Genomic DNA, 25942 nt, shown 5'->3' with positions numbered 1-25942 from the left:
CAGAGAGCCGGCTATAGGCCGGCTCTCTTCATTGGGGCCTTCTCCACAGCCTACTTTCTTTAAGCATTCGTTAACCACGTTTTTCACAGGAATGTAGCAATTTCAAATATGCCGTAACGCGACGCACAAACCATCCGTTGACGCCAACTCCGATTCGAGTACTATATCTAGTGTTCAAGGTTCCTTCGATTCGCTAGGGATCGCAGGCTAAGACGGGAATACGGTGCGGTTTGCCATGATGGCAAAACAAGGCCGGAGCTGCCCCCGCAACTGTAAGCGGCGAGCAACTGTCCGATTTCAGGTCACTGAGGCATGACGCTTTGGGAAGGCTGGGGGCAGGGTGCTTCGACCCGCGAGCCAGGAGACCTGCCTTGAACGAAACGTCCACGGGCGGGGTGTCCGGAAGGTCGCGTATATGTGAGGCGGATCAAATCCGCACCTGTTGCGCTGCCCCCGGAAGTCCGCATGAGCACTTCGGGGTTGAAGTCATGTCGAGAGCATCAAAGCCGCCGCCCGCGCAAATCCCGCGAGGGATCGAATCCGGCGTGTAAAACGCCAACTTTGCCAGATCAATATCGAGCGTTACCCCGGACGCCGCAAGGCGCCCGATCCTAGTTCTGCGTCCGGAATCCATTGACATCACGAGGAACATGATGAGCGTTACCGTTTACAGCAAGCCTGCCTGCGTTCAGTGCACCGCCACATATCGCGCCCTCGACCGCCTGGGCGTCGACTATCAGATCATCGATATCTCCGAGGATGCCGACGCGCTCGATCGCGTTCGCGGCATGGGCTACATGCAGGTTCCGGTCGTCGTTGCCGGCGAGAACCACTGGGCGGGCTTCCGTCCCGATATGATCAGCGCGCTCTCCTGATCGGAGAAGAGCGGTGGGCCTGATCGTCTATTATTCCAGCCGGTCTGAGAATACCCATCGTTTCGTCGAGAAGCTGGGACTGCGCGCGGCGCGCATTCCCGTAGGCGTTGAGGACATCCACATTCGCGAACCCTATGTGCTGATCTCGCCCACCTATTGCGGGGATGGCGGCCCCGGGATCGTAAAGGGAGCCGTGCCCAAGCAGGTGATCCGTTTCCTCAACGATGCGGAAAACCGCTCCAACATCCGTGGCGTCATTGCTGCGGGCAACAGCAATTTCGGCGAGACCTATGGGCTTGCCGGCGACGTGATCTCGCAGAAATGCCAGGTGCCTTACCTCTACCGGTTCGAGCTTCTGGGGACTGCCGAGGATGTCGCCAATGTCAAAGACGGGATGGGACGATTTTGGACACAGGAACAAATTTGAAGCGAGATGCGGGCGCAAAACCGCTAAAGGCAGCGGACGCGCTGGATTATCACGCGCTGAACGCGATGCTGAACCTCTATGACGAGCAGGGCAAGATCCAGCTCGACAAGGACCGCATGGCGGCCAAGCAGTATTTCCTGCAGCACGTGAACCAGAACACGGTGTTCTTCCATAATCTCCGGGAGAAGCTCGATTATCTGGTGACCGAAGGCTATTACGAGCAGGAAGTGCTCGACCAGTATTCCTTCAACTTCGTCCGCGACCTGTTCGACGAGGCCTATGCCAAGAAGTTCCGTTTCCCGACTTTCCTCGGCGCCTTCAAATATTACACCAGCTACACGCTGAAGACCTTCGACGGAAAGCGCTATCTGGAGCGCTATGAAGATCGCATCTGCATGGTGGCGTTGGCACTTGCCGAAGGCAATGAGCAGCTTGCCCGTGATCTGGTCGAAGAGATCATCACCGGCCGCTTCCAGCCGGCAACGCCGACTTTCCTCAATGCCGGCAAGAAGCAGCGCGGCGAGCTCGTCTCGTGCTTTCTGCTGCGTGTCGAAGACAATATGGAATCGATCGGCCGCTCCATCAATTCGGCGCTGCAGCTTTCCAAGCGCGGCGGTGGCGTGGCGCTATCGCTGACGAACATCCGCGAGGCTGGCGCGCCAATCAAGCAGATCGAAAACCAGTCTTCCGGCATCATCCCCGTCATGAAGCTGCTCGAAGACTCGTTCTCCTATGCCAACCAGCTCGGTGCTCGGCAGGGTGCGGGTGCCGTTTATCTCAACGCCCATCACCCTGACATCATGCGCTTCCTTGATACCAAGCGCGAAAATGCTGACGAGAAGATCCGTATCAAGACGCTGTCGCTCGGCGTCGTCGTGCCCGACATCACTTTCGAGCTCGCCAAGAACAATGAGGATATGTACCTCTTCTCGCCCTACGACGTGGAACGGGTCTATGGCGTGCCCTTCACCGAGATATCGGTGACGGAGAAGTATCGCGAGATGGTGGCGGATGCCCGTATCACCAAGAAGAAGATCAAGGCGCGCGAATTCTTCCAGGTGATTGCCGAAATCCAGTTCGAGAGCGGTTATCCCTACATCATGTTCGAAGACACGGTGAACCGGGCAAACCCGATCGCCGGCCGCATCAGCATGAGCAATCTCTGCTCTGAAATCCTGCAGGTCAGCGAAGCGAGCACCTTCAACGACGACCTTTCCTACAAGGTGATGGGCAAGGATATCTCGTGCAATCTCGGCTCGCTGAATATCGCCATGGCTATGGATTCGGCCGATTTTGGCAAGACGATCGAGACCTCGATCCGCGCGCTGACGGCCGTTTCTGACATGAGCCACATCTCATCCGTACCTTCGATCGAGAAGGGCAATGACGACAGCCACGCGATCGGCCTTGGCCAGATGAACCTGCATGGATACCTCGCCCGCGAGCGCATCCATTACGGTTCGGAAGAGGGCGTCGATTTCACCAATATCTATTTCTACACGGTGACCTATCACGCGCTGCGCGCCTCCAACCGTCTGGCGGTCGAGCGTGGTGCGGGCTTCAAGGGCTTCGAGAATTCGAAATATGCCTCTGGCGAATATTTCGACAAATATACCGAGCAGGGATGGAAGCCGGCGACCGAGAAGGTTCAGGCGCTTTTCGACGGTGCCGGCATTCATATCCCGACGCAGGAAGACTGGCTGGAGCTGAAGAAGGCCGTGATGGCCTCCGGCCTCTATAACCAGAACCTGCAGGCGGTGCCGCCGACGGGCTCGATTTCCTATATCAACCACTCGACTTCCTCGATCCATCCGATCGTCTCGAAGATCGAGATCCGCAAGGAAGGCAAGATCGGCCGCGTCTATTATCCGGCGCCGTTCATGACCAACGACAATCTCGACTACTATCAGGATGCCTACGAGATCGGGCCAGACAAGATCATCGATACCTATGCTGCGGCTACCCAACATGTCGATCAGGGCCTGTCGCTGACGCTGTTCTTCCGCGACACGGCAACGACGCGCGACATCAACCGCGCCCAGATCTATGCCTGGAAGAAGGGCATCAAGACGATCTACTACATCCGCCTTCGCCAGATGGCGCTGTCCGGCACCGAGGTGCAGGGCTGCGTATCCTGCACGCTTTAAACGACCGGAGATAATGATGAACATGCAATTCAAACCGGTCAGCCGCGTGCGCGCCATCAACTGGAACCGTATCGAGGACGACAAGGATCTCGAAGTCTGGAACCGTCTGACCGGCAATTTCTGGCTGCCGGAAAAGGTGCCGCTGTCGAACGACATTCCCTCCTGGGGGACACTGACGCCGGCCGAGCAGCAGCTGACGATCCGCGTCTTCACCGGGCTGACTCTGCTCGATACGATCCAGAACGGTGTCGGCTCGGTGAAGCTGATGGCCGATGCGGCAACGCCGCATGAGGAAGCGGTGCTCTCCAACATCTCCTTCATGGAGGCGGTGCATGCGCGCTCCTATTCCTCGATCTTCTCGACGCTCTGCCTGACGCCCGATGTCGACGATGCCTATCGCTGGTCTGAAGAGAACGAATTCCTGCAGAAGAAGTCGGCGCTGATCATGGAGCATTATGCTTCCGGCGATCCCCTGAAGAAGAAGGTTGCGAGCGTCTTCCTCGAAAGCTTCCTCTTCTATTCCGGCTTCTATCTGCCGATGTACTGGTCGAGCCGCGCCAAGCTCACCAACACGGCCGACATGATCCGCCTCATCATCCGCGACGAGGCCGTGCACGGCTATTATATCGGCTACAAGTTCCAGCGCGGACTTGAAAAGCTTTCCGGAGAGCGACGCCAGGAGATCAAGGATTTTGCCTTCGACCTGCTGCTCGAGCTCTACGACAACGAAGCGAAATATACCGAAGCGCTCTATGACGGCGTCGGGCTGACCGAGGACGTCAAGAAGTTCCTGCATTACAACGCCAACAAGGCGCTGATGAACCTCGGCTATGAGGCGCTGTTCCCGGCTGACGCCTGCAAGGTCAATCCGGCGATCCTGTCTGCGCTTTCGCCGAATGCCGATGAGAACCATGACTTCTTCTCGGGCTCCGGCTCCTCCTATGTCATCGGCAAGGCGGTGGCGACCGAGGACGAAGACTGGGATTTCTGAGGTTTATCTTTACGAAGCCTCTTATCATTCGGTCCGCTATCGCCCACATTCAGCGCGGTGTATTCGTTGAATGTGGCGTAGCGGGAGTTTTTTATGAGGCCCTCTTTCGAAGCGACTGATCCGGCAAGTGAAGCTGCCGAAGGCGTCTGGCCAATCCGCAGGCGCCGAATTCTCGATTGGCTGATCAACGAGACCCGCAACGAGCGTTTCATCGACAATATCCTGGTGGAGATGTGCAAGCGGCTGCTGGCAGCCGGCGTGCCGGTGAACCGGTCGAGCTTGCATTTCCGCACGAACCATCCGCAATGGATCGGCGCTCGCATCCTGTGGGTGGAAGGCATGGAAGAGGCAAAGATCGACACCTTTGCTTACGGGGTGGAAACCACGCCGCAATTCCTCAATAGCCCGGTCAACGAGATCCACAAAGGCGCCAACGAGGTGCGGAAGAACCTTGAGGATTTATGGGAGGGCGACGACTATCCCTTCTACCAGGAACTGCGCGACGACGGCTATTCCGAATATATCGCCTGGCCGATCGATCATACGTTCGACAAGCGCCACGTCGTTACGTTCTCCACCAATAGGCCAGGCGGTTTTACCGGCGAACACGTGGATTTCCTGCGCGATCTGCTGCCGGCTCTCACTCTCGTCAGCGAGATCCGGCTCAAGAACATCATGGCGCGCACGCTGCTGCAGACTTATGTCGGGCCGCATGCGAGCGAACAGATTCTCTCCGGCGTCATCACCCGCGGCAGCGGCACGACCGTCGGCGCGGCGATCATGATCTGCGACCTGCGCGATTTCACGGCGATCTCCGATCTCTGGCCGCGCGATGACGTGATCCAGTTGCTCAACGACTATTTCGATGCCATGTCCGATCCGATCGAGCGGCATGGAGGCGAAATCCTGAAATTCATGGGTGACGGACTGCTTGCTATCTTCCCGCTGTCGAAGCCTTCGGCCTGCGAGGATCTGCTGACGGCGATCCGTGAAGGGCAGGAGGCGATGGCGAAACTGAATGAGCAACATCAGCGTTTGGGACGTGATCCGCTGCGCTACGGCGTCGGCGTCCACGTCGGCGACGTCATGTACGGCAATATCGGTTCGCGTCGGCGGCTGGATTTCACCGTCATCGGCCCAGCAGTCAACGTCGCCTCGCGGCTTGAAACCTTGACCAAGGAGGTCAAGCGGCCGGTGCTTCTGTCGCGCGCTTTCGTTGAGATGGCGACCTGCACTGAAGAGATGGACAATCTCGGCACCTTTCCGCTGCGCGGGCTCGGAGAGCCGGTCGACGTCTTTGCCTTCCGCGAGAAGCCGATAAACGGTCGTGACGCGGCTTAGGCTTAGGCCACCGGAAAATTGATCTGCGGTGGCAGGAGCAGGCTCTGGCTCTCCGCTGCCGGATTGCTGATGCGCTGGAGAAGCATCTGGCCGAGATGTTCGCCTGCCTCGACCAGATCCTCGTAGATGGTTTCGATCTTCGGCTGAAGATGCGTGAGGAGATGTGACGTCTCCTTAGCAACGATATCATAGTCCTCCGCCAGGACGTGGCCCGCATCGCCCATGGCACTGACAAGCGCCAGCGCGGAAACCTCGCCCGGGCAGACAAAGCCATCGGGAACATCGGGGGCTGCGGCGCGGGCGCGGAAGAAATCCCTGATCTCGTTGGCCGGTGAATCGAGCGTGACCGCTTCCGATATCTCGTAGGCGACGCCTGCCTCGCGCACGGCGGTCATGAAGCCATGAAGGATGTGCTGGCTGAAGGTCAGCCGCTTCGGCGGCATGATGACCGTAACCTTCTTCCTGCCCTTGGCGATCAGGCGCCGCGTGGCTTCATAGGCGAAAGCATAATTGTCGTAATCGACGTAGGGATGCGGCGTCGAAAATTCGGTGCGCCCGTGGGACACGAAGGGAAAGCCGACCTCCTGCAGCATCCGCACCCTCGCATCGAAGGGTTCCGTCCGCGTGAAGATCAGGCCGTCTGCGAAATTGTTGCGGACGATATATTCTGCCGCTTCGAGATCCGTCGTCGACAGGAAGTTCGGGGCGACGACGAGGTGATAGGATGTCTCTTTCAGCACCTTGGCGATGCCGTACATAATGGCCGTGCCGAAGCCGACCACTTCCTGATGCGGGTCGAGAAGAATGCTGATGACGTTGGTGCGGCCTGTCTTGAGGCGCTGGGCGGCGCGGTCCGGCAGGTAGCCGATCTCGCGGGCAATGCGATGGACGCGCTCGCGAGTCTCAACTGATATTTGCGGCGCGTCGCTGAGTGCGCGCGAAACCGTCGTCACCGCAAGACCGGTCAATGTCGCGATGGTACGCAAGGTCGGCTTGCCGCGCTTTTGCGCACCATCCGGATTTTCACCGCGTTGCAGTTGGGACGATTCGGTCACTGGGGACATTCCGTGCTGGATCGCGGCTACAATAACACGATGAAACCGGCACGCAATCAATCAATGCAAACGATTTAAATTTTTACAGTTTCTTAGGCGATCAGAAAAAAGGCAAATAAAATCAATATTTATCGGACTAATCATATTTTTCTCGGGAGTCGAGGAAGGACTTGACGTGACCGCGTTTATAACGTTTTAAATTGTTAACCGCGCTGGGAGGTGCGGTGTAGTGTGGTGTTTAGCCGCCCTCACGGCGGAAGACATCGTGGCGGCCGAGGTGGGTCTCGCCGCCACTTACGAACGGGAGGATATTCATGCGCAAGTTTTTGAGCTCGGCAGCTCTTGCTGTCGTGATGATGGCTGGTTTCGGCAGCGCTCACGCGGCTGACGTCAAGGAAGTTCAGATGCTGCACTGGTGGACATCAGGCGGTGAAGCCGCGGCGCTTAACGTGCTGAAGCAGGACCTTTCTAAGGAAGGCTTTGCCTGGAAGGACGTGCCGGTTGCCGGTGGTGGCGGCGACCCCGCCATGGTCGCGCTGAAGGCGATGGTGGCTGCCGGTAATCCGCCGACCGCCTCGCAGATGCTCGGCTATACCGTGCTGGACTATGCCGCAGCCGGCACGATGGGCGACATCACCGACATCGCCGTCAAGGAAGGCTGGGACAAGGCGGTTCCTGCCGCCCTGCAGAAGTTCACCGTTTATGATGGCAAATGGGTGGCGGTGCCGGTCAATGTCCACTCGGTCAACTGGCTGTGGATCAACAAGGCCGTCATGGACAAGATCGGCGGCACCGAGCCGAAGACCTTCGACGACCTGATTGCGTTGCTCGACAAAGCCAAGGCGGCCGGCGTCATTCCGCTCGCCCTTGGCGGTGAGAACTGGCAGGAAGCAACCATGTTCGACTCGGTCGTGCTGTCGACCGGCGGGCCTGAATTCTACAAGAAGGCGATGAACGATCTCGACGAGGAGTCGCTGAAGTCCGACACGATGAAGAAGTCGTTCGATAATCTGGGCAAGCTGATCACCTATGTCGACCCGAATTTTTCCGGTCGTCAGTGGAATCAAGCGACCGGCATGGTCATCAAGGGTGATGCACTAGTGCAGGTGATGGGTGACTGGGCCAAGGGCGAATTCAAGGCTGCCAACATGGCCGCCGGCACCGATTTCCTGTGCTACCGCTTCCCCGGCACCGACGGCAGCGTCGTCTACAATTCCGATATGTTCGGCATGTTCAACGTATCTGACGACCGCAAGGCAGCACAGGCAGCACTTGCCACCGCCACCTTGTCGAAAAGTTTCCAGTCGGCCTTCAACGTCGTCAAGGGCTCGGTTCCGGCGCGTACCGACGTTCCGGACACCGACTTCGATGCTTGCGGTAAGAAGGGCATAGCCGATCTTGCCGCTGCCAACGAGAAGGGCACCCTGTTTGGCTCGCTCGCCCAGGGCTATGGCGCGCCTCCGGCGATCGCCAACGCCTATAAGGATGTAGTGACCAAGTTCGTCCATGGCCAGATCAAGACGTCCGACCAGGCCGTCGAAGAACTCGTCAAGGCAATTGACGACGCTCGCTAATATTCCACCGACCAAGGCTTTCCCGCACTCTTGCGGGGAAGCCACAGCCCCTGCGGTGCGGGGAGGAGATGACCACATGAGTACAGTTGCGACCACGGATCCGGTCCTGACGTCGAAGTCTTCAACCCGCTCGTCTATTCGCGGCCGGCTGCAGGACGCTCTGCCGAAGATCGTATTGGCGCCGAGTTTCTTGATCACCGTGATCTTCGTCTATGGCTTCATCGTCTGGACGGCCTATCTCTCCTTCACCAATTCCAAGACCTTTCCATCCTATGCAATCACGGGCGCGCGTGCCTATCAGCGCCTCTGGCGCTGGACCTTCGAGAGCGATCCGCCGTCCTCGTGGTACACGTCGATCACCAATATGGGGATCTTCGGTTTCCTCTATATCTTCATCTGCCTCGGGCTCGGGCTGCTGTTGGCGATCCTTCTCGACCAGAAGATTCGCGGCGAAGGCGTGCTGCGGCCGATCTTTCTCTATCCTATGGCGCTGTCCTTCATCGTGACCGGTGTTGCCTGGAAATGGTTCCTCGATCCGGGCCTCGGCCTGGAGCAGACGCTGCATCATCTCGGCTGGACGAGCTTTCACTTCGATTGGATCAAGAACAAGGACTTCGTCATCTACACCGTCGTCATCGCCGGTGTCTGGCAGGCTTCCGGCTTCGTCATGGCGATGTTCCTCGCGGGCTTGCGGGGCATCGACGGTGAGATCATGAAAGCGGCGCAGATCGATGGCGCCACACCGTTCCAGCTCTACCGGCGCATCGTCATTCCGCTGCTGCGGCCGATCTTCCTCTCCGCCTTCATCGTGCTCGCCCATATGGCGATCAAGTCCTACGACCTCGTGGTGGCGCTGACCTCCGGCGGGCCCGGTGGCTCGGCGTGGCTGCCTTCCAATTTCATGTATGAATACACGTTTAAGCGGAATGAAATGGCTGTCGGTTCTGCAAGCGCCATCATCATGCTGATGACCATCTCGGCGATCATCGTTCCCTATCTCTATTCCGAACTGAAGGAGAAGGCGCGATGAGCAGCGTGACCTCTTCCGATATCGCGCGCACGCATGGCGGCAATGGCGGCCGCTGGATTGGCCGCGTCATCATCTACGGCCTGCTGCTGATCTTCGCCGTTCTCTACCTGATGCCGCTCTTCGTCATGCTCACCACCTCGTTCAAGACCATGGACGAGATCCAGAACGGAAATATGCTGGCGCTGCCGCAGTCACCGACGCTTGATCCCTGGCTCAAGGCCTGGGGGGAGACCTGCGTCGGTCTTACCTGTGCCGGCATCAAGGGCTATTTCTGGAACTCGATCAAGATGGTCGTGCCGGCTGTCGCGATCTCGACCGTTCTCGGCGCGCTCAACGGTTATGTGCTGACCAAGTGGCGGTTTCCCGGCGATACGCTGGTTTTCGGCCTGATGCTGTTTGCCTGCTTCATTCCGTTCCAGTCGGTGCTGCTGCCGATGGCGACCATTCTCGGCGCACTCGGCCGCTTCGGCATGACGCTTCAGAACGCGACCGGTTTCAGCTTCGGCTTCGGCAATCCGACGGTCAACCTGGTTTTCGTGCATGTCGTCTACGGTCTCGGCTTCACGACACTGTTCTTCCGCAATTTCTATGAGGCCTTTCCGACGGAACTTGTGAAGGCCGCGCAGGTCGATGGCGCGAGCTTCTTTCAGATCTTTCGCCGTATCATGCTGCCGAATTCGCTGCCGATAATCGTGGTGACGGTCATCTACCAGTTCACTAATATCTGGAACGACTTCCTCTTCGCCTCGGCCTATGCCGGTACGGGTGACTCCATGCCGATGACGGTGGCGCTCAACAACGTCGTCAATACCTCGACCGGCGTGGTCGAATATAATGTCAACATGGCTGCGGCGATGATCGCGGCCGTTCCTACGCTCATCGTCTATATCCTCGCCGGCCGCTATTTCGTGCGTGGTCTGATGGCGGGCGCCGTCAAAGGGTGATCCATGGCTTTCCTTGAAATTTCCGGTCTCAAAAAGCGCTTCGGCGCCGTCGACATTCTCAAGGGGATCGACCTGGAACTCGAAAAGGGTGGCTTCCTGGTGCTGGTCGGCCCGTCCGGCTGTGGCAAGTCCACGCTGCTCAACACCATCGCCGGGCTGGAAGCGATCACTTCGGGTGAGATCCGCATCGATGGCCGCTCCATCAACGGTTTGCACCCGTCCAAGCGCGATATCGCCATGGTATTCCAGAGCTACGCGCTCTATCCGAACATGACCGTGGCCGGCAATATCGCCTTCGGCATGGAAATTCGCGGTGTGCCGAAGGATGAGCGCGAGAAGGCGATCAAGCAGGTCTCCGACATGCTGCAGATCGGCCATCTCCTGGATCGAAAGCCTTCGCAGCTTTCCGGTGGCCAGCGGCAGCGCGTGGCAATGGGCCGCGCGCTGGTGCGCAATCCGCAAGTGTTCCTGTTCGACGAGCCGCTCTCCAACCTGGATGCGAAGCTGCGCGTTGATATGCGCACGGAAATCAAGCGCCTGCACCAGCGCATGGGAACGACGATCGTCTACGTCACTCATGACCAGATCGAGGCGATGACGCTGGCGACGAAGATCGCGGTGCTGAAGGACGGCGTGCTGCAGCAGTTCGGTACGCCGGCGGAAATCTACAACAGCCCGGCCAATGTCTTCGTAGCAGACTTCATGGGCTCGCCGGCGATGAACCTGCTCAACGCGACCGTCGAAAACGGCGACGGCGGCTTGCAGGTCTCGCTGGAGCGGCCCAATGCCGAGCCGTTGAAGCTACCGGTCAATTCGGGCAGTAACAGCCTTACCGGCTACGCGGGCAAGCAGGTGATCTTCGGCATTCGTCCCGAAGCATTGACGGACCCTGACGGGGCCGACCGCAAGGCGAAGTCGGTCGTTCATGGCGACTGCGCCATCGAAGTCGTGGAACCGGCCGGTTCGGATACGTTTGCCGTCACCAAGCTCGGCGGCAAGTCGGTGGTGGCGCGCCTTGGAGCGGATACCGGCATTCTGCCTGGTCAGAACACCCGCCTTGCCTTCAATCTCGACAAGGCGGTGTTCTTCGATCCTGCCAGCCAGCTCAGGATCGCGTAGAGCAATTCCAGCAAAAGTGTGCAGCGGTTTTGCGTCCCGAATTGCGTGAAAGCAAAAAGGCAGAGCATTTCCGTAATTCGAAGAAAAACGGAAATGCTCTGTCGGCCGTCAGACGGCCGCCACCGAAAGCGTTACCGGTGCGAAGTGGCTCGATGTCGCTTCGACCGTGATTTCGCCTGTCAAGCCGGTTGCTTCCAGCCAGAAGCCCGTCGTGCCGCCCTGGAGCGGTACGGTCGTCGGACCGACAATCTTGGCAGGGCCTTTGACCGTCAGCGTTACAGCATCGTTCAGGAAGGGCAGGCGCTGGCCGCGCTGGTCGAGCGCGCGGATAATGACACGGGTCGTGTCGCGTTCGCGGGCCTTCAGCGTGGTGCTGTCGGGCGCGACTTCCAGTGCGGTCGGCAGCGGATCGGCTGCCAGCGTCAGTCTGGCCACGGGCTCTCCGTCGATGAAGCCGGTGAATTCACCGTCGATCCATTCCAGACCCCAGCGGCCGAGTTCATCCTGGGTGAAATGGCGATGGTCGAGCACGACGGGTGGATGCGGCAGGTGCGGATAGTTCTCGCGATCCGGACCGATGCGCTTGGTCAGCGAGCCGTATTTCAGCTCAACCTCGTCACAGTTGGTCAGGATGATCAGCGGCAGCACACCGCCGATGCTGCGTTCGCCGCGCGCCCAGAACGTGACCGGCTTCATGATGATTTCATCTGAGGGGTCGCACTGGCTGGCATAGGCGTATGCCGCGAATTTCGGTTCGCGGAACATGTCCATGACGCCGTGATAGCAGATGCGGTCGCCGGAGCCGAAATCCTTGTGGGTATTGTAGTCGAACATGCACCAGCCGATCGCGCCCGAAATATCGGGGTCGCCGTAAGCAGCGTTCAGCACTTCCAGGTGGCGGCGCACATGCTCGGCCTGGCGCTGCTCGGCATCATGCATCTTGGTCGGATGCATGTGGCCGTTGAATTCGGTGATGATGTAGGGGACCTTGTAGGAGAGGCCGGTATTTTCTTGCTGGCCGCGCAGCGCCGTGCGCGGGCGGTTGGCACCCGGCAGTTCCTCATTGCCCAGGATGAAGTCGTTCATCGTATAGACGTCTTCCAGAAGCTCGCTTTCGGTCAGGTAGCGAACGCCGCCAGTCTGGCGCGTGGAATCGAGCTCATGGGCCAGCCGGTTGGTCGCAGTATAGAAGTCGTGGCTGTCGAGCGACTCGTTGATGCGCACGCCCCAGATGATGATCGAGGGGTGATTCCAGTCGCGCTCGATCATGCGGCGAACGTTTTCGACGGACTCTCTCTGCCAATCGAGATCGCCGATATGCTGCCAGCCGGGGATTTCTTCAAAGACGAGCAGGCCGATGCGGTCACACTGGTCGAGGAACCATTTCGACTGCGGATAGTGCGAAGTGCGCACGATATTGCACTTCAGCACCTTTTTCATGATGTCGGCGTCACGCTCCTGTGCGGAGCGGCCGGCTGCATAACCGATATAAGGGTAGGCCTGATGGCGGTTGAGGCCCTGAAGCTTCACGGACCGGCCATTGAGCAGGAAGCCTTCCGGCGTGAATTTGGCGGTGCGGAAGCCGAAATGGGCGGATGCCCTGTCCGAGCCATGTTCGGTTCTGAGATCAACGACAACTTCGTAGAGCGCCGGGTTTGACAGGTCCCACAGTTCGATGCCCGTCAGTCCGCCGAACGAGAGCGTCGTCACGGAGCCGATCGTTTCACCGGCAGCACTTGCGAGCACGATACCATCGGCACCCTTCAGCGAGGCCGTAACGGTCGCGGCATAGGTCAGGCTCTGCGGATTGGCGACATCAACGCGGACCGTGGCCGACTTCATGTCGGACAGAACGTCATGTGTCTCGATCTTGAGATTGCGGATGGAGACTTTGTCGGTGACCTTCAGCCAGACGTCGCGATAGACGCCAGCATAGGTGAGGTAGTCGATGCGACCGCCGAAGGGCGGGATGGCGGGGTTCTCGCTGCCGTCGATCTTGACCGTGATCAGGTTCTCGCCCTTGACGAGTTTGCCGGTCAGGCGGGCTTCGAAGGGCGTATAGCCGTCCTTATGGGCAATGATCTCTTCGCCGTTCAGGTAAACGACGCTGTCGGCCATGGCACCATCGAAGAGGATGGAGACTTCACGGCCTTCGAATTCCGGCAGCCAGCGCAGCACCTTCTGATAGGTGAAGGCGCGCTGATAGCGTTTCTCGTCGAAATAGTTGAACGGCAGCTCGACAGCCGTATGCGGCAGGCTGACCATATGGTCGCCGTCGAAAGCCTCGGTCAGGCGCTGGCCAAAGCCTTCGTGGAAGCTCCAGGATTCGTTGAGGGAAACGACGGAACGCATCTCAGGCTCCCCGGCAAGCGGCAGGGGAGGGGCGGCGCCTGGCCGCGGCGCGTGAAAGGGTGATCATCGATATTCCTCCTCGATGCGAATGACTGGAGTCGCCCCTCAGGCGGTTGAACCCCAGCGGGGTGTGCAGGCAAGCGTAATGCTGTGCGGGCCTTCATCGCCGGCCTCATGGCGTTCGATCACCTCGACGACCGCGTCCATGAAGGCCACGTGGTCGAGGCTCAGCGTCGTCAGGTCGTTGCAGTCCCAGGCGGCCATGGCAATGCCATCCTGGCCGACGATGGCGATATCCTCAGGCGTATTCTTTCCAAGCACGCGGCGGGCGGCATCGCGCGCGCCGATCGCCATCACGTCGTTGCCGCAGATGATGGCATCGACCTTGGAACGGTGCAGCAAGAGAACGGCCTCCTTGAAGCCGGAATCGTAGGAATAATCGCCGAAGGCTTCCGCTTCGAAGGCAAGGCCGTGACGCGCCAGAGCGTCGGCAAACCACTTGCGGCGTAGCTTGTCGATCCAGCTCGACTTGGTGCCGGAGAGATAGGCGAAGCGCCGTTTTCCGTCGCCGACGATCTTGTCGATGATCTCGCCAGCGCCGACCGCGCCATCGATGCGGATGTTGGAGACATCCTCGTTTTCCAGCGGCTCGAAGGAAACGATAATCGGCTTCGTCGTGTGGAAGATGTCGACGGCGTCCTGCATGGACACCATGTCTGAGAAGATGACGACGTGATCCACCTGGTAGGTCGAGGCAAGCCGCATGAGCTGCAGCCGATCCGAATGATCGGCGCAGCAGAGAATGATGGGCAGGAGCTGGCGGGCCTGCAGGCGATGGACGAGAAGCTGCTGCTCCTCGGCCTCGCAGGGGTTGCCGATGGCGTTGACGACGAGCGCGACGAGGCGCGAACGCTGGTTGTTGAGGGAACGGGCGATCGCGTTCGGCTGATAGCCATATTCACGGGCGACGGCGAGGATGCGGTCACGCGTGGCGCTGCCGATCCTCGAATCCGGCGAAAAGGCCCTCGATATCGTTGCCGAGGAGACGCCGGCGAGTTTCGCCAGTTCCTTCGAGGTGATCCGCCGTCTGTTCGTTCCGCTCATCGTCTTGCGCCTATGCGGTGATCCTGACGGGTACGCCGTCGGCCGCTGCCGATTCCTTGATTGCATCCCAGAGCCTAGCGAATCTGAGACCCATTTCAACGGAGCCGGAGTTTTCCATCGTTCCGGCGCGGATGGCGAGGAAATTCTTCATGGGATTGCCGAGAATCTCGGCCTCTTCACGCGGTTCGCTGGTGCGCCCTATGCTGATTTCACGCCAGCCGCCCCAGGCGTCGATGCGCACGATCGCCTTCGAATAGAAGAAGGTGATGTAGGAGGCGCAGCCGGGAGGGCCTTCACCGGCGGCCGTCAGCGTCGCCAGCGCGCCGTTCTTCAGCCGGGCGGAGACGGCGGTGGCGATATCTACCTTTTTGCCGTGGTTGTTCATATAGGCGGAGACGCTGTCGAAATCGGAATTGGCGAGCAGGCAGACGGTGTTCATCATGTGCGCGCCGGTATCGAACATGAAGCCGCCGCCGGAGATTTCGGGCTGCTGCTTCCAGTGCCCGTCATAGTTCGAAGACCAGCTTTCCCAGATCATTCCGGAGATGGCGATCAGTTCACCGAATTCGCCTGACAGAGCGCGTTTGCGGGTGTCGAGCACTAGTGGTGAGAGGCCGCCCTGGAAGGCGGTGACGATTGTCACGCCGCACTTCTTCTGTGCCGCGATCAGCGTCTCGGCCTCGGCGACCGTGGTCACCATCGGCTTTTCAAGGAAGAGATCGAGGCCGGCTTCGGCAACGGCCGTTGCCTGCTCGGCATGGGAAGCGTGCGGGGTCGAGACATAGATGATGTCGAGTTCGTCGCGGCATTTTGTGAGCAGATCCCGGTAATCGGCGAAGCCCTTCGGCTCCGGCGCGCCGGCCGCCGTGCAGACGTCAATCAGGCGCTTGCGGGAGGCTTCGCTGGTGTCGGCGAGTGCTGCGAATTCAATTTCCGGCATCCTTGCCCAGCTCTCTGCATATTCAGCCGCTTTCAAGCCGGCGCCGATGACGCCGAGGCGCAATTTCTGAGACATCGAAATCCTCCCTGATATCGTTGTGCAAACGATTACACAAACGGTACATTTGATGCAAGTCATAAATAATACAGTAAAATCAATTAGATAATTTTGCGGCGATAAAGGATTTAAAAATCATCTTGTCAGCATTCAGAATGCGTGTACATTTTCCTCACCGGTGCTGGAGGGCGCCGTGGCTCTAAAAAAGGGAGGACTTCCGTTGAAGAAGACGGTTATCGGTGGCCTGTGCGCCATCCTGCTCAGCGCGGTTTCGACGCTGGCGCATGCTGAAACAATTCGTATCGCCAATCACGGTCAGGCCGGCATCGACGCGATGAAGTCGACCGTTGAGCGGATCGAGAAAAAATACGGCGTAACGGTCGAGGTTGTCGAATATCCGGCGCCGGACAAAGACTATCTCACCAAGCTTCTGACCGAGCTCGGTGCCGGCAATGCACCCGATCTCTTCTCCATTCCGACGACGGCCGCCGTTGCCGACATGGTTGAGGCCGGTTACCTCGCGCCCGTGACCGCCGAATTCAAGGCCTGGGACGGTTATGCCAATTTCTATGACGTCGCCAAGCAGCTCGCCGTCAGCCCTGACGGAGAAACCTATGTGATGCCGTTCATGCTCGGCATCCAGGAAATCTATTTCCGCAAGGACGTTCTCGAAAAGGCCGGCATTTCCACGGAACAGCCGAAGACCTGGCAGGAGCTCCTCGACCGCGCCGCCGAGGTGAAGCAGAAGACCGGTTCCTACGGCCTGCTCTTCCCGGCCGGCGTTTCCTGGGGCAGCGGTGCCTTCGATGAAGGCTTCCAGCACCTGATCGTCGGCTCCAAGACGCCACAGCTGGTCGATGCTGACGGCAAGCTCGATCTGAATGGCGAAGGCGTAAAGGATGTCTTCAACGTCTACAAGACGCTGATAGACAAGGACCTGATGCCGGTGCAGCCGCTTCTCGGGCCGGAGCCCTGGGTCGTGCCGAAGTACGAGATGTTCCCGGCCGGCAAGCTTGCCGCCACCACCTGCGGTTCCTGGTGCTACATCTTCGACTGGGGTCGCGAGAGCAAGAACCCGATCCCTGACGTGACCAAGATCGTCGGCACCTGGACCGTTCCGGGCCAGAGCGGCGGCCAGTACGTGCTTGCCAACCTCGCCGCTCCGTGGGCCGTCAACTCCAAGTCCGCCAATGTGGAACTTGCCAAGAAGGCACTGATGGAAATCGGCTCGGTCGAAACGCAGGTTTCCTATGCTGCCCGCATCGGCAACATTCCGGCCAGCAGGGATGCTGCCAAGGATCCGGAATTCCAGAAGCTGACGGAACTGGTTCCGATCCATGCTGCTGCCGGAAACGGCGTCTTCCTGAAACAGGCTTCCGGCTTCGGCACTGTTGCCGAAGGCGTGGCGCGCGCCACGGAAGCCCTGCTGCGCAAGGAAACGGATGCTGCCGGCGCCCAGAAGATCCTTGTCGACTACGTCAAGGAAACGCTCGGCGACGACATGGTCAAGTAAGCCACTGATATCTTTCTCCCGCCCAGGACGGGGACGCGGCATGATCGCCGCGTCTTCCCGCTTTCATTCGATAAGCCGGATTCATTCGATAAGGTTGTGAGCTTCAATGGCCCGAAACTCTCATGAAAAGCGAACCGAGCGCCAACTCTTGCTGGTTCTGCTGCCGTCGCTGATCCTGCTTCTGGCCTTCGTGATCTATCCCGCTCTCTATTCCGTCTATCTGAGCTTTACCAATGAGGCGCTGACGGGGGCTGCGGCGCTGCGGCCGCGCTTTGTCGGCATTCGCAACTACACGCGTCTGCTCAACGATGCGAAGTTCTGGAATTCGCTGTTCGTTACCTTCGTCTTCGTCATGGGTTCGGCCGTCATCGGGCAGTTCGTGCTCGGGTTGATATCGGCCATGGCGCTGCGCCGACCGATCCGTTTTCGGCGGTTTTTCTCCTCGATCATTCTTCTGCCGAACGCGGCACCTGAGGTCGTTGCCGGCTTCATGTGGATTTCGATGCTGGCCGGCGGCGAGCATGCCACACTGTCGCGCATCGTCGCCTTCTTCGGCATCGATCCTGCCGACTGGCTGAACGCTTTTCCGCTGTCGATGATCATCATTGTCAATACCTGGCGCGGCATCGCCACCGCGATGATCCTGCTGACGGCCGGCCTCAGCACTATTCCCTTCGAGATCTACGAGGCGGCGCGCATGGATGGCGCAACACCCTCGCAGATGTTTCGCCGCATCACCCTGCCGCTGATGATGCCGACGATCCTGCTCTACATGCTGATCTCGGCCGTCTCCACCATTGCCGTCTTCGGCCTTGTCTATGCGCTGACGCGCGGCGGGCCTGGCGGAGCTACGGAGGTGGTCAGCATCTATATCTATAACCAGTCGTTTACGGCCTTCCAGCTCGGTTACGGCGCTGCGGTCGCGGTCGTCGCGCTCCTCATCTCGCTGATCCTGGGCATCGGCTATGTGCGCGCCATGAAAGTGGAGGTCTGACATGGCCGTTATTTCTCCGAGCGAAGGGGCTAACAAGACCCGCTCCGATCTGCTTGCCTATGCAACGCTGTCGATCATCTCGATCTTCTGCGCCGTGCCCTTCTTCTGGGTGCTGCTTGCCTCCTTCGACGGCAATGCGCAGCTCTTCCTGCGCTGGCCGGAGCAGTGGACGCTTGCAAATTACGCGCGCGTCTTCACCAAGGAGGACGGGGCGAAGTGGCTGTTCAACTCGCTCTTCGTGGTCGGCGGCGCGACGCTTATCGTCATGGTTCTGGCGGGGCTCGGCGGCTATGCGCTGTCGCGCACGCGGGCCTGGTGGAAGCTGCCGTTCCTCTACGCGATCCTGCTGATCCGCGTGCTGCCGCCGACGGCACTCGTCGTGCCGCTCTACAAGTTTCTGCTGACGCTGAACAATGCGGAAGGCGCGATTCTCAGGCCGATCTTCGGCAGCTATGCCCGCGATATCATGCGGTGGACCGGGTTCATCGACGGCTATCTCGGCATCATGCTGGTGCTTGCTACCATGCAGTTGCCGCTGGGCCTCTGGATCATGAAGACCTTCTTCGACGGCTTGCCGCGCGACTATGAGGAAGCGGCCGTCATGGACGGGGCGACGATGATGCAGCGCATCCGCCGCGTGCTGATCCCGCTTGCCATGCCGGGGCTCGCGGCTGCCGGCCTCTTCGCTTTCATGTCGGCTTGGGGCGATTTCCTGCTGCCGCTGATCTTCCTGTCGTCGCCGGAGCTGCAGACGCTGCCGCTCGGTCTCTTCCGCGCCTTCCTGCGTATCAACGAGATCGATTACGGCCTGCTGACGGCTCTCGCCTTCATTTACCTGCTGCCGGCCGTCGTCGCCTTCGGCTTTGCGCGGCGCTTCCTCGTCCAGACCTTCGCGGGCGGTGTGAAGGGCTGAGATCAAGAAAGAGAAACGAATGATCAATCTCAGAAACGTTCGCAAATTCTACGGCGCGCTCGAAGTCATCAAGGGCGTCGATATCACAGTGGAAGACGGCGAGTTCGCCGTGTTCGTCGGCCCGTCCGGCTGCGGCAAGTCCACGCTGTTGCGCATGATCGCCGGCCTCGAAGGTATCGACGAGGGCGATCTGGTGCTGAACGGCCAGCGCATCAACGATGTGCCGCCAGACAAGCGCGGCATCGCCATGGTGTTCCAGTCCTACGCGCTCTATCCGCATATGACGGTCGCGGAAAATATCGGCTTTTCGCTGAGCCTCAAGAAGGTGCCGGAAGCCGAAATCAAGAAGCAGGTCGAGGGCGTCGCCGAAATCCTGCAGCTGACCGACTATCTCAACCGCAAGCCGGCAGCCCTTTCCGGCGGCCAGCGCCAGCGCGTAGCGATCGGCCGCGCCATCATCAAGAAGCCGTCGCTGATCCTGTTCGACGAGCCGCTGTCGAACCTCGATTCGGCGCTGCGCGTGCAGATGCGCGCCGAGCTGCAGCGCCTGCATCGCGAGCTGAAGGCAACCGTCGTCTATGTGACGCACGATCAGGTCGAGGCGATGACGATGGCCGATCGCATCGTGGTGCTTAACAAGGGCGTCGTCGCCCAGCAGGGCGCGCCGATGGAGCTGTATCACCAGCCGGAAAACGAGTTCGTCGCGACCTTTATCGGCTCGCCGAAAATGAATGTGCTGCCGATGACGGCGACGCGTCGGAATGCCGGCAAGGTGCATCTGGAAAGCCCGCTCGGCCTTGCCATCGATCTCTCGGATGCCAATGGCGCCGTGCCGCAGGGCGAGGCGAAACTCGGCATCCGGCCGGAGCATCTGAAGCTCGCACCGCAGGGGCAGGGCGATTTTTCGGCCGAGGTCGTCATCGTCGAGCGGCTCGGCGTCGAGACCTATCTGACGGTCGGTTCGCAGCAGCAGCCGATCGTCGTGCGCACCGAGGGCGACATGACCATCCGTCCCGGCGATCGTGTGTCGCTGACGGCAGAGCGCGCCGGTTGCCATCTGTTTGATTCCGCCGGCCGGGTCATCCGGTCGGCGACCGCCTGAACTATTAGGGCTTGAAACATCGAGGCCCAGAACATCGAGGAATAGCATGACAATCAAGGTCACGATCTGGAACGAAGGACGCCACGAACAGGTCCACAAGGAAGTTCAGGATATCTATCCTGATCGTATCGACGGCGCGATCGCCGCCGGTATCGCCCATCCCGATTTCGAGATCCGCCGCGGCACGCTCGACGATCCGGATGAAGGCCTGCCGGATTCCGTGCTCAACGATACCGACGTGCTGCTCTGGTGGGGTCACATGGCGCATGAGGAGGTCAGCGACGGGCTGATCGACCGCGTCCAGCAGCGGGTGCTGAAGGGCATGGGCCTGCTGGTCCTGCATTCCGGCCATCATTCCAAGCTCTTCCGCCGGCTGATGGGCACCAATGCCAATCTCTCGTGGCGCGAAACGCCTGAGGGTGATCTGGAGCGTGTCTGGGTGGTCAATCCCTCGCATCCGATCGCCGAGGGCCTGCCGCCCTATTTCGAGGTCAATGCCTCGGAAATGTATGGTGAGCCTTTCGACATTCCGCAGCCCGACGAACTGGTCTTCATCTCCTGGTATTCTGGCGGCGAAGTGTTCCGCAGCGGCTGCACCTTCCAGCGCGGCCGCGGGCGCATCTTCTTCTTCAGCCCGGGCCACGAGACCTATCCGATCTATCACGACAAGACGGTGCACAAGGTAATTTCGAACGGCATCCGCTGGGCGCAGCAGAAACACACGGATGGCCGCATCCTCGAAAACTGGCACCGCAAGGAGCCGCTGCATGGCCGGCCGGACAAGGTGAAGGCTTAAATAGTTCCTCCGCGGGGGCTGGGGTCATGATGGCTTCGGCCTCCGCGAGGGGTAAACGATGGAGGCAGAAATGCAGACTGTTTCGATGAAGGCTGATGGAGATGCCTTTCTCAGCAAGGCATTCTGGGTTTCCATCCATCGCGATCTGCCGCAGCGGCTCGATACGCTGGCGAGGCTTGCCGCCGAGCGGCCCGATGTCTTCGCCTTCGAAAGCAGCCAGAAGATTGCCGAGCGCTGCAATGTCTCGCAGACCAGCGTCATCCGCTTTGCGCATCATCTCGGCTTTGACGGTTTTGCCGAGATGAAGCAGGTTTTCCAACAAGGTCTCAGGGCCGCAGTCCGCAAAGGATAGGTTTACGGGTACTGCGCGCCGTTCGTCGTCGTATAGATCGAATAGAGCGATTGCGTCGCGGTGATGAAGAGGCGGTTCTTCTTCGGGCCGCCGAAGGTGATGTTGGAGACGGTCTGCGGCACCTTGATCTTGCCGATCAGCGTGCCGTCAGGCGCAAAGCAGTGCACGCCGTCGGCCGCACTCGTCCAGAGATTTCCGGAGACATCGAAACGGAAACCATCCGGCACGCCGCTGTCGATCGAGCAGAAATAGCGGCTGTTTGTCAGCTTGCGGCTATCCACGACATCGAAGACGCGGATATGGCGTGGGACTTCGTGATTGGAGGAGCCGGAATCGGCGATGAAGAGCTGGCGTTCGTCGGGCGAGAAGGCGAGGCCGTTCGGCTGGATGAAATCGGTGACGACGGCTTCGATCTCGCCGGTTGCGGCGTCGATGCGGTAGACGTTGCGGCTTTCCTGCTCTTCCGGAGATTTGTGGCCTTCGTAGTCTGACATGATGCCGTAGCTTGGATCGGTAAACCAGATCGACCCGTCGGATTTGACCACGACGTCGTTCGGCGAATTCAGCCGTTTGCCGTTGTAGCTGTCGGCAAGAACGGTAATGCGTCCATCAGGCTCAGTGCGGGTCACACGGCGTCCGCCGTGCTCGCAGGAAACGAGACGGCCTTGCCGGTCACGGGTATTGCCGTTGACGTAGTTGGAAGGCGAGCGGAATACGGAGACTGTTCCATCCGGCACCCAGCGCATCATGCGCTCGTTCGGAATGTCGCTCCAAAGAAGGCAGTTCAGATCGGAAAACCAGACCGGACCCTCGGCCCAGCGGCAGCCTCTGTACAGTTCTTCCAGTACCGCGCTACCGGCGATCAGCGCCCCGAAGCGCTCGTCTCTGACGTCATAAAGCTCGCTTCCAGCCATGCCCGATTCCTCCCAGATCGATGTTGCATCTTCGTAGCGGCAAATGATTGAATCTGCTATAGCCCGGCGGCAGAAAGCGTCGAGCTATGGGTGTTTTTACGCAACTCCGAACGCAAAGCCGCTGCACAGTTTTGCTGGAATTGCTCGTGAATTTTCAAAGCGCGGCAACAGGATGCGGCGAACCGTCATAGGCGCCCCAGATCGACTGATCGAAGCAGATGACGGAGCCGGTCATGAGGCCGGATTCGGCTGACGAGAGATAGGCGCAGGCGCGAGCCACTTCTTCCGGGTCGACAAGCCGGCCGAAAGGCTGACTTGCGGCGGCCTTGGTGAGCCAGTCATCCGAAGCCTTGTGAAACTCTCTCTGGATGCGGTCTTCGCCCTCGGAAGCCATCCAGCCGATATTCAGGCCATTGACGCGGATGCGGTTACGCAGCAGCGCATAGGCAGTGTTCTTGGTCAGCGTTTCCAGCGCACCCTTGGAGGCGCAATAGGCGGCGATGAAGGGCTGGCCGGCCTTGGCGGACATGGAGCCGATATTGACGATGGTGCCTTCGATCTTCTCGCGACGCATAACCTTGACCGCTTCCTGCATGAGGAAGAAGGGGGCGCGGACATTGACCGCGAACATGGCATCGAAGAGCTCGGGGCTGGTATCGAGGATCGTGCCGCGGTCGGTGATGGCAGCGGCATTGACCAGAGCATCGACGCGGCCGAAGGTCTGATCACAGACATGGACGACATTTTGCGCGTCCTCGACCTTGCCGAGATCGGCCTTGACGTAGACTGCCTTCGCGCCTGTCTTTGACGAAATCTCCTCGGCTTTCGCCTTGCCCTTGGCCTCGTTGCGGCCGCAGATGACGATGCCCTTGGCGCCGCGTTCGGCAAAGAGGCGGGCGATGGTGGCGCCGAGGCCCTGTGTGCCGCCGGTGACGATGGCGATCTTGCCGTCGAGGCGGGCGTAATCCGTGCTCATGTGTCTTTTCCTCCTGATATGCGAATGGCCCCTTACCGGCGGTAAGGGGCTCTGGGATGATGGTGTTGTGATGGCCGTGTCAGCTCAGCTTCCTGGCTGCCTGTTCGGCAAGTGCCTCGGTGAAGGTGTGGTCGCTCCAGTTTTCGGCGAGGGCCTCGTGCATCAGCTGGGCCTGTGTCTTCGGCGCGAGGCCGCCGAGCGGCGGGTCGCGGTCGAGATTGGTCGGGAAGGAATAGCCCTCCGCGCAGGAGGCGACGGCGTTGGCGATCTCGCCTGCCGAAAGCTTGCCCTTCAGCGCCTTGAGGGCAGGGAACAGTTTTGCGCTCATGCGCTCGCGATTGACGGTTTCCATCGCCCGGCCGAATGCAGAGGAGACCTGCAGCAGGTTCGCCACACGCTTGACATCCTTCGAGCGGTTCGTGCCGGCGGCATGGAAGAGGGCGGGATTGAAGAAGACGACATCGCCCTTTTCCAGCGGCAGCTGGATATGGTTCTGGTCGAAGTAATCCTTGAATTCCTGGCGCTTGAGGGCGAGGTAGCCCGGCTGATAGGTCTGGCTGTGCGGCAGGAAAAGCGTCGGGCCGCTTTCGAGCGGCATGTCGCAATGAGCAACCGCGCCCTGCAGCGTCAGCACCGGCGAGAGGCGGTGAACATGCGCGGGGAACTGCTCGATCACCTTGGATGACTGGAAGCCGAGGTGATAGTCGCGGTGGGCCGATTGTGCGGCACCACCGGGGTTCACGCGGTTGACCTGCGCCGTCATCTGATAATGTGGGCCAAGCCATGCCTCGCTTGCCAGCGCCACGATGGCATTGCCGTAGTAGCGGGCGAAATTCTCAGGATCGGCCAGGCAGTGTTTTTCCAGCGAGTTCCAGATGCGGTCGTTGGCGCCCGGCTTGGCGAAATGGTCGCCGCCGCCGGTCGAGGTGCGGTGCTGCTCCTCGATGATCTCGTCGAAGATCACGCTCGCCCGGTCAATGACCCCGGTGTCTTCGTAGGCATGTTTGAAGACGACCACGCCGGGGCCGATGCCGAAGGCCTCGCAGATTTCGGCGAGAATGGCGCTACGGCCTTCCGGCGTCGATACCGCCTCGATCACCTTAGGGCTGTCATAGATCAGCACGTTCTTCTCGACGGCTGAGGCCGTCGGATAGTCGGCAAGGATAGTGGTCTTTTCGGCGAGCGCACGGAAATCGTCGAGATCGCAGGCGTCCTCTGTCAGCCAGACGCGGTCGGCGCGCAGTTTTTGCGGGTCGTCGGTTTTCATCGGGTGATCCTCCATTTCCGATGGATGGACTATACGCCGCTGACGATCCTGATATAGATCAGGAATCCATCAAAAATCCATCAGAACGCCGGGGTATGACTGCGGCATGGCCCATCCCTTTCTCGTCAAGGATATCGCTTTCCAGGCCGGGCTCAGCACGGCGACCGTCGACCGGGTGCTGAACGGCCGGCCGGGTGTCAGGCGGCAGACCGAGATGCGGGTCAAGGCGGCGATCGCCGAGCTCGAGAAACAGGCGGGCGCCGATGTGGCCGGCCGCAAGCTCACCATCGATATCGTCATGGAGACGCCTGACAGGTTCAGCACGGCGGTGCGGGCAGCTTTCGAAGCAGAGGTCGCGACATTCCTGCCGACCATCTTCCGCTGCCGGTTTCATTTTGCCGAAGTGATGCGGGCGGCGGAACTGGTGCAGCTTCTCGATCGTATCCGGCTGCGCGGTACGCATGGCATCGTGCTGAAGGCGCCCGATGTGCCCGATATCGTCGCGGCCGTCGCAAGGCTCGATGCTGTCGATATTCCGGTCGTCACCCTCGTCACTGATCTGCCGAATTCGGCGCGCTCCGCCTATGCCGGCGCCGATAACCGGGCGGCCGGCGGGACGGCCGCCTATCTCATCGGCCGGCTCATCGGGGCTTCCGGCGGCAAGGCGCTGGTTACGCTGTCGAGCGGCCGGTTCCGCGGCGAGGAGGAGCGGGAGATCGGCTTTCGCCAGGTGATCCGAGGCCATTATCCGTCGATCGGCATTATCGAGGTGAGCGAAGGGCATGGCACAGATGCTGCGACCGGCACGCTCGTTGCTGCCGCCCTTGCGGAAGATGCTGCAATCAACGCCGTCTATTCGGTCGGCGGCGGTAATCGCGCGGTGCTTGCGGCCTTCGAGGCAGCGGGCCGGCCGGTCTCGATTTTCGTGGCGCATGATCTCGATGCCGACAACCGCGCTCTGCTTGCCGAACGGCGGATCGATTTCGTGCTGCATCACGATCTGAGGACAGATGCGCGTTCGGCCTTTCGCGCCATCATGGCCCGCACTATCCCTGCCGGCAGGACGGCGCAGGCGGCGTTTTCGGCCGTCGAAATCGTCACGCCCTACAATATGCCGGCTCTGCAATAGTCTGTTCGGGTTGATTGTCTTTCCATCGGC

General features: G+C 60.0%; 23 protein-coding genes and 1 riboswitch. Of the genes, 16 read left to right on the top strand and 7 right to left on the bottom strand.

All coding sequences use genetic code 11. The annotated features are described in order from the left end of the window. Positions 1-160: 160 nt before the first annotated feature. A riboswitch (cobalamin riboswitch) is annotated at positions 161-388 on the top strand. A 265-nt stretch (positions 389-653) separates the two neighbouring features. The 5 genes from nrdH to AB4Z13_RS18785 all read left to right on the top strand — a co-directional run bounded on the left by nrdH (position 654) and on the right by AB4Z13_RS18785 (position 5781). Continuing rightward, a complete protein-coding gene (nrdH, locus tag AB4Z13_RS18805; protein ID WP_007820342.1) occupies positions 654-875 on the top strand; it encodes a glutaredoxin-like protein NrdH in 222 nt (73 codons plus the stop codon). A 13-nt stretch (positions 876-888) separates the two neighbouring features. Then, a complete protein-coding gene (gene nrdI / locus AB4Z13_RS18800) occupies positions 889-1302 on the top strand; it encodes a class Ib ribonucleoside-diphosphate reductase assembly flavoprotein NrdI (protein ID WP_439016678.1) in 414 nt (137 codons plus the stop codon). Further along, positions 1281-3449, top strand: coding sequence for a class 1b ribonucleoside-diphosphate reductase subunit alpha (nrdE, locus tag AB4Z13_RS18795; protein ID WP_439016677.1), 2169 nt, complete (start codon positions 1281-1283; stop codon positions 3447-3449). The genes nrdI and nrdE overlap by 22 nt, the downstream gene beginning before the upstream one ends. 16 nt (positions 3450-3465) lie before the next feature. Continuing rightward, positions 3466-4440 (top strand): class 1b ribonucleoside-diphosphate reductase subunit beta, encoded by a 975-nt coding sequence (gene nrdF / locus AB4Z13_RS18790; protein ID WP_439016676.1) that lies wholly within the window; start codon positions 3466-3468, stop codon positions 4438-4440. A gap of 93 nt (positions 4441-4533) precedes the next feature. Beyond that, the gene (locus AB4Z13_RS18785; RefSeq protein WP_113325408.1) at positions 4534-5781 is read left to right on the top strand and encodes an adenylate/guanylate cyclase domain-containing protein; all 1248 of its coding nucleotides are present in this window, start codon (positions 4534-4536) and stop codon (positions 5779-5781) included. Between the two features lie 2 nt (positions 5782-5783). Here AB4Z13_RS18785 and AB4Z13_RS18780 read toward each other — a convergent pair whose 3' ends face one another. Then, positions 5784-6836 carry a LacI family transcriptional regulator gene (locus AB4Z13_RS18780; RefSeq protein WP_113325407.1) on the bottom strand — a complete coding sequence of 351 codons (1053 nt, stop codon included), beginning with the start codon at positions 6834-6836 and terminating at the stop codon, positions 5784-5786. 314 nt (positions 6837-7150) lie between these two features. Here AB4Z13_RS18780 and AB4Z13_RS18775 point away from each other — a divergent pair, with 314 nt between their 5' ends. The 4 genes from AB4Z13_RS18775 to AB4Z13_RS18760 all read left to right on the top strand — a co-directional run bounded on the left by AB4Z13_RS18775 (position 7151) and on the right by AB4Z13_RS18760 (position 11503). Then, entirely contained in the window at positions 7151-8410 is a 1260-nt protein-coding gene (locus AB4Z13_RS18775) for an ABC transporter substrate-binding protein (protein WP_442206484.1), read from the top strand. A 76-nt stretch (positions 8411-8486) separates the two neighbouring features. Further along, complete coding sequence (locus AB4Z13_RS18770; RefSeq protein WP_439016673.1) at positions 8487-9440, top strand: carbohydrate ABC transporter permease; 954 nt, start codon at positions 8487-8489, stop codon at positions 9438-9440. Next, the gene (locus tag AB4Z13_RS18765) at positions 9437-10384 is read left to right on the top strand and encodes a carbohydrate ABC transporter permease (protein WP_439016672.1); all 948 of its coding nucleotides are present in this window, start codon (positions 9437-9439) and stop codon (positions 10382-10384) included. Before AB4Z13_RS18770 ends, AB4Z13_RS18765 begins: the two co-directional genes overlap by 4 nt. A gap of 3 nt (positions 10385-10387) precedes the next feature. Continuing rightward, a complete protein-coding gene (locus tag AB4Z13_RS18760; RefSeq protein WP_439016671.1) occupies positions 10388-11503 on the top strand; it encodes an ABC transporter ATP-binding protein in 1116 nt (371 codons plus the stop codon). A gap of 108 nt (positions 11504-11611) precedes the next feature. On the opposite strand, the gene AB4Z13_RS18755 is transcribed toward AB4Z13_RS18760, so the two are convergent. The 3 genes from AB4Z13_RS18755 to AB4Z13_RS18745 form a co-directional block, all read right to left on the bottom strand. Beyond that, a complete protein-coding gene (locus tag AB4Z13_RS18755; RefSeq protein WP_439016670.1) occupies positions 11612-13855 on the bottom strand; it encodes a glycoside hydrolase family 2 protein in 2244 nt (747 codons plus the stop codon). A 105-nt stretch (positions 13856-13960) separates the two neighbouring features. Beyond that, positions 13961-14959 carry a LacI family DNA-binding transcriptional regulator gene (locus tag AB4Z13_RS18750; RefSeq protein ID WP_007820370.1) on the bottom strand — a complete coding sequence of 333 codons (999 nt, stop codon included), beginning with the start codon at positions 14957-14959 and terminating at the stop codon, positions 13961-13963. A 10-nt stretch (positions 14960-14969) separates the two neighbouring features. Then, positions 14970-15974, bottom strand: a complete 1005-nt coding sequence (locus tag AB4Z13_RS18745; protein WP_439016669.1) for a Gfo/Idh/MocA family protein — start codon at positions 15972-15974, stop codon at positions 14970-14972. Between the two features lie 202 nt (positions 15975-16176). On the opposite strand from AB4Z13_RS18745, the gene AB4Z13_RS18740 reads away from it, so the two are divergent. The 6 genes from AB4Z13_RS18740 to AB4Z13_RS18715 all read left to right on the top strand — a co-directional run bounded on the left by AB4Z13_RS18740 (position 16177) and on the right by AB4Z13_RS18715 (position 21626). Then, positions 16177-17469, top strand: a complete 1293-nt coding sequence (locus AB4Z13_RS18740) for an ABC transporter substrate-binding protein (RefSeq protein ID WP_439016667.1) — start codon at positions 16177-16179, stop codon at positions 17467-17469. 106 nt (positions 17470-17575) lie between these two features. Then, the gene (locus AB4Z13_RS18735; protein ID WP_439016666.1) at positions 17576-18463 is read left to right on the top strand and encodes a carbohydrate ABC transporter permease; all 888 of its coding nucleotides are present in this window, start codon (positions 17576-17578) and stop codon (positions 18461-18463) included. 1 nt (position 18464) lies between these two features. Further along, complete coding sequence (locus AB4Z13_RS18730; RefSeq protein ID WP_439016665.1) at positions 18465-19376, top strand: carbohydrate ABC transporter permease; 912 nt, start codon at positions 18465-18467, stop codon at positions 19374-19376. A gap of 19 nt (positions 19377-19395) precedes the next feature. Further along, entirely contained in the window at positions 19396-20478 is a 1083-nt protein-coding gene (locus AB4Z13_RS18725; RefSeq protein WP_439016664.1) for an ABC transporter ATP-binding protein, read from the top strand. A 46-nt stretch (positions 20479-20524) separates the two neighbouring features. Next, entirely contained in the window at positions 20525-21274 is a 750-nt protein-coding gene (locus AB4Z13_RS18720) for a ThuA domain-containing protein (RefSeq protein ID WP_113118099.1), read from the top strand. Between the two features lie 70 nt (positions 21275-21344). After that, positions 21345-21626, top strand: a complete 282-nt coding sequence (locus AB4Z13_RS18715; RefSeq protein ID WP_439016663.1) for a MurR/RpiR family transcriptional regulator — start codon at positions 21345-21347, stop codon at positions 21624-21626. Positions 21627-21628: 2 nt separating this feature from the next. Here AB4Z13_RS18715 and AB4Z13_RS18710 read toward each other — a convergent pair whose 3' ends face one another. From AB4Z13_RS18710 to AB4Z13_RS18700, 3 genes are all read right to left on the bottom strand, one after another. Next, positions 21629-22540: an SMP-30/gluconolactonase/LRE family protein gene (locus AB4Z13_RS18710; RefSeq protein WP_439016662.1), complete on the bottom strand. Its 912-nt coding sequence runs from the start codon at positions 22538-22540 to the stop codon at positions 21629-21631. Positions 22541-22694: 154 nt separating this feature from the next. Next, positions 22695-23516 (bottom strand): SDR family oxidoreductase, encoded by an 822-nt coding sequence (locus tag AB4Z13_RS18705; RefSeq protein WP_439016661.1) that lies wholly within the window; start codon positions 23514-23516, stop codon positions 22695-22697. A gap of 79 nt (positions 23517-23595) precedes the next feature. Further along, positions 23596-24783: a phytanoyl-CoA dioxygenase family protein gene (locus tag AB4Z13_RS18700; RefSeq protein ID WP_439016660.1), complete on the bottom strand. Its 1188-nt coding sequence runs from the start codon at positions 24781-24783 to the stop codon at positions 23596-23598. 106 nt (positions 24784-24889) lie between these two features. Here AB4Z13_RS18700 and AB4Z13_RS18695 point away from each other — a divergent pair, with 106 nt between their 5' ends. Further along, entirely contained in the window at positions 24890-25912 is a 1023-nt protein-coding gene (locus AB4Z13_RS18695) for a LacI family DNA-binding transcriptional regulator (RefSeq protein ID WP_439016659.1), read from the top strand. The last annotated feature ends 30 nt before the right edge of the window (positions 25913-25942 follow it).

The organism is Rhizobium sp. YAF28, assembly GCF_052113285.1.
In the GTDB taxonomy this organism is placed as follows: Bacteria; Pseudomonadota; Alphaproteobacteria; order Rhizobiales; family Rhizobiaceae; genus Rhizobium.
Note: the sequence above shows the minus strand (reverse complement) of the source record. Positions and strands in the feature narration are given on the sequence as shown.

Excerpts from the sequence above, each read along its gene's own strand:
- nrdH (WP_007820342.1), top strand. The coding sequence starts at position 654 with ATGAGCGTTACCGTTTACAGCAAGCCTGCCTGCGTTCAGTGCACCGCC.
- nrdF (WP_439016676.1), top strand. The coding sequence starts at position 3,466 with ATGAACATGCAATTCAAACCGGTCAGCCGCGTGCGCGCCATCAACTGG.
- AB4Z13_RS18785 (WP_113325408.1), top strand. The coding sequence starts at position 4,534 with ATGAGGCCCTCTTTCGAAGCGACTGATCCGGCAAGTGAAGCTGCCGAA.
- AB4Z13_RS18775 (WP_442206484.1), top strand. The coding sequence starts at position 7,151 with ATGCGCAAGTTTTTGAGCTCGGCAGCTCTTGCTGTCGTGATGATGGCT.
- AB4Z13_RS18770 (WP_439016673.1), top strand. The coding sequence starts at position 8,487 with ATGAGTACAGTTGCGACCACGGATCCGGTCCTGACGTCGAAGTCTTCA.
- AB4Z13_RS18765 (WP_439016672.1), top strand. The coding sequence starts at position 9,437 with ATGAGCAGCGTGACCTCTTCCGATATCGCGCGCACGCATGGCGGCAAT.
- AB4Z13_RS18760 (WP_439016671.1), top strand. The coding sequence starts at position 10,388 with ATGGCTTTCCTTGAAATTTCCGGTCTCAAAAAGCGCTTCGGCGCCGTC.
- AB4Z13_RS18755 (WP_439016670.1), bottom strand. The coding sequence starts at position 13,855 with ATGCGTTCCGTCGTTTCCCTCAACGAATCCTGGAGCTTCCACGAAGGC.
- AB4Z13_RS18750 (WP_007820370.1), bottom strand. The coding sequence starts at position 14,959 with ATGAGCGGAACGAACAGACGGCGGATCACCTCGAAGGAACTGGCGAAA.
- AB4Z13_RS18745 (WP_439016669.1), bottom strand. The coding sequence starts at position 15,974 with ATGTCTCAGAAATTGCGCCTCGGCGTCATCGGCGCCGGCTTGAAAGCG.
- AB4Z13_RS18735 (WP_439016666.1), top strand. The coding sequence starts at position 17,576 with ATGGCCCGAAACTCTCATGAAAAGCGAACCGAGCGCCAACTCTTGCTG.
- AB4Z13_RS18730 (WP_439016665.1), top strand. The coding sequence starts at position 18,465 with ATGGCCGTTATTTCTCCGAGCGAAGGGGCTAACAAGACCCGCTCCGAT.
- AB4Z13_RS18725 (WP_439016664.1), top strand. The coding sequence starts at position 19,396 with ATGATCAATCTCAGAAACGTTCGCAAATTCTACGGCGCGCTCGAAGTC.
- AB4Z13_RS18720 (WP_113118099.1), top strand. The coding sequence starts at position 20,525 with ATGACAATCAAGGTCACGATCTGGAACGAAGGACGCCACGAACAGGTC.
- AB4Z13_RS18715 (WP_439016663.1), top strand. The coding sequence starts at position 21,345 with ATGCAGACTGTTTCGATGAAGGCTGATGGAGATGCCTTTCTCAGCAAG.
- AB4Z13_RS18710 (WP_439016662.1), bottom strand. The coding sequence starts at position 22,540 with ATGGCTGGAAGCGAGCTTTATGACGTCAGAGACGAGCGCTTCGGGGCG.
- AB4Z13_RS18705 (WP_439016661.1), bottom strand. The coding sequence starts at position 23,516 with ATGAGCACGGATTACGCCCGCCTCGACGGCAAGATCGCCATCGTCACC.
- AB4Z13_RS18700 (WP_439016660.1), bottom strand. The coding sequence starts at position 24,783 with ATGAAAACCGACGACCCGCAAAAACTGCGCGCCGACCGCGTCTGGCTG.
- AB4Z13_RS18695 (WP_439016659.1), top strand. The coding sequence starts at position 24,890 with ATGGCCCATCCCTTTCTCGTCAAGGATATCGCTTTCCAGGCCGGGCTC.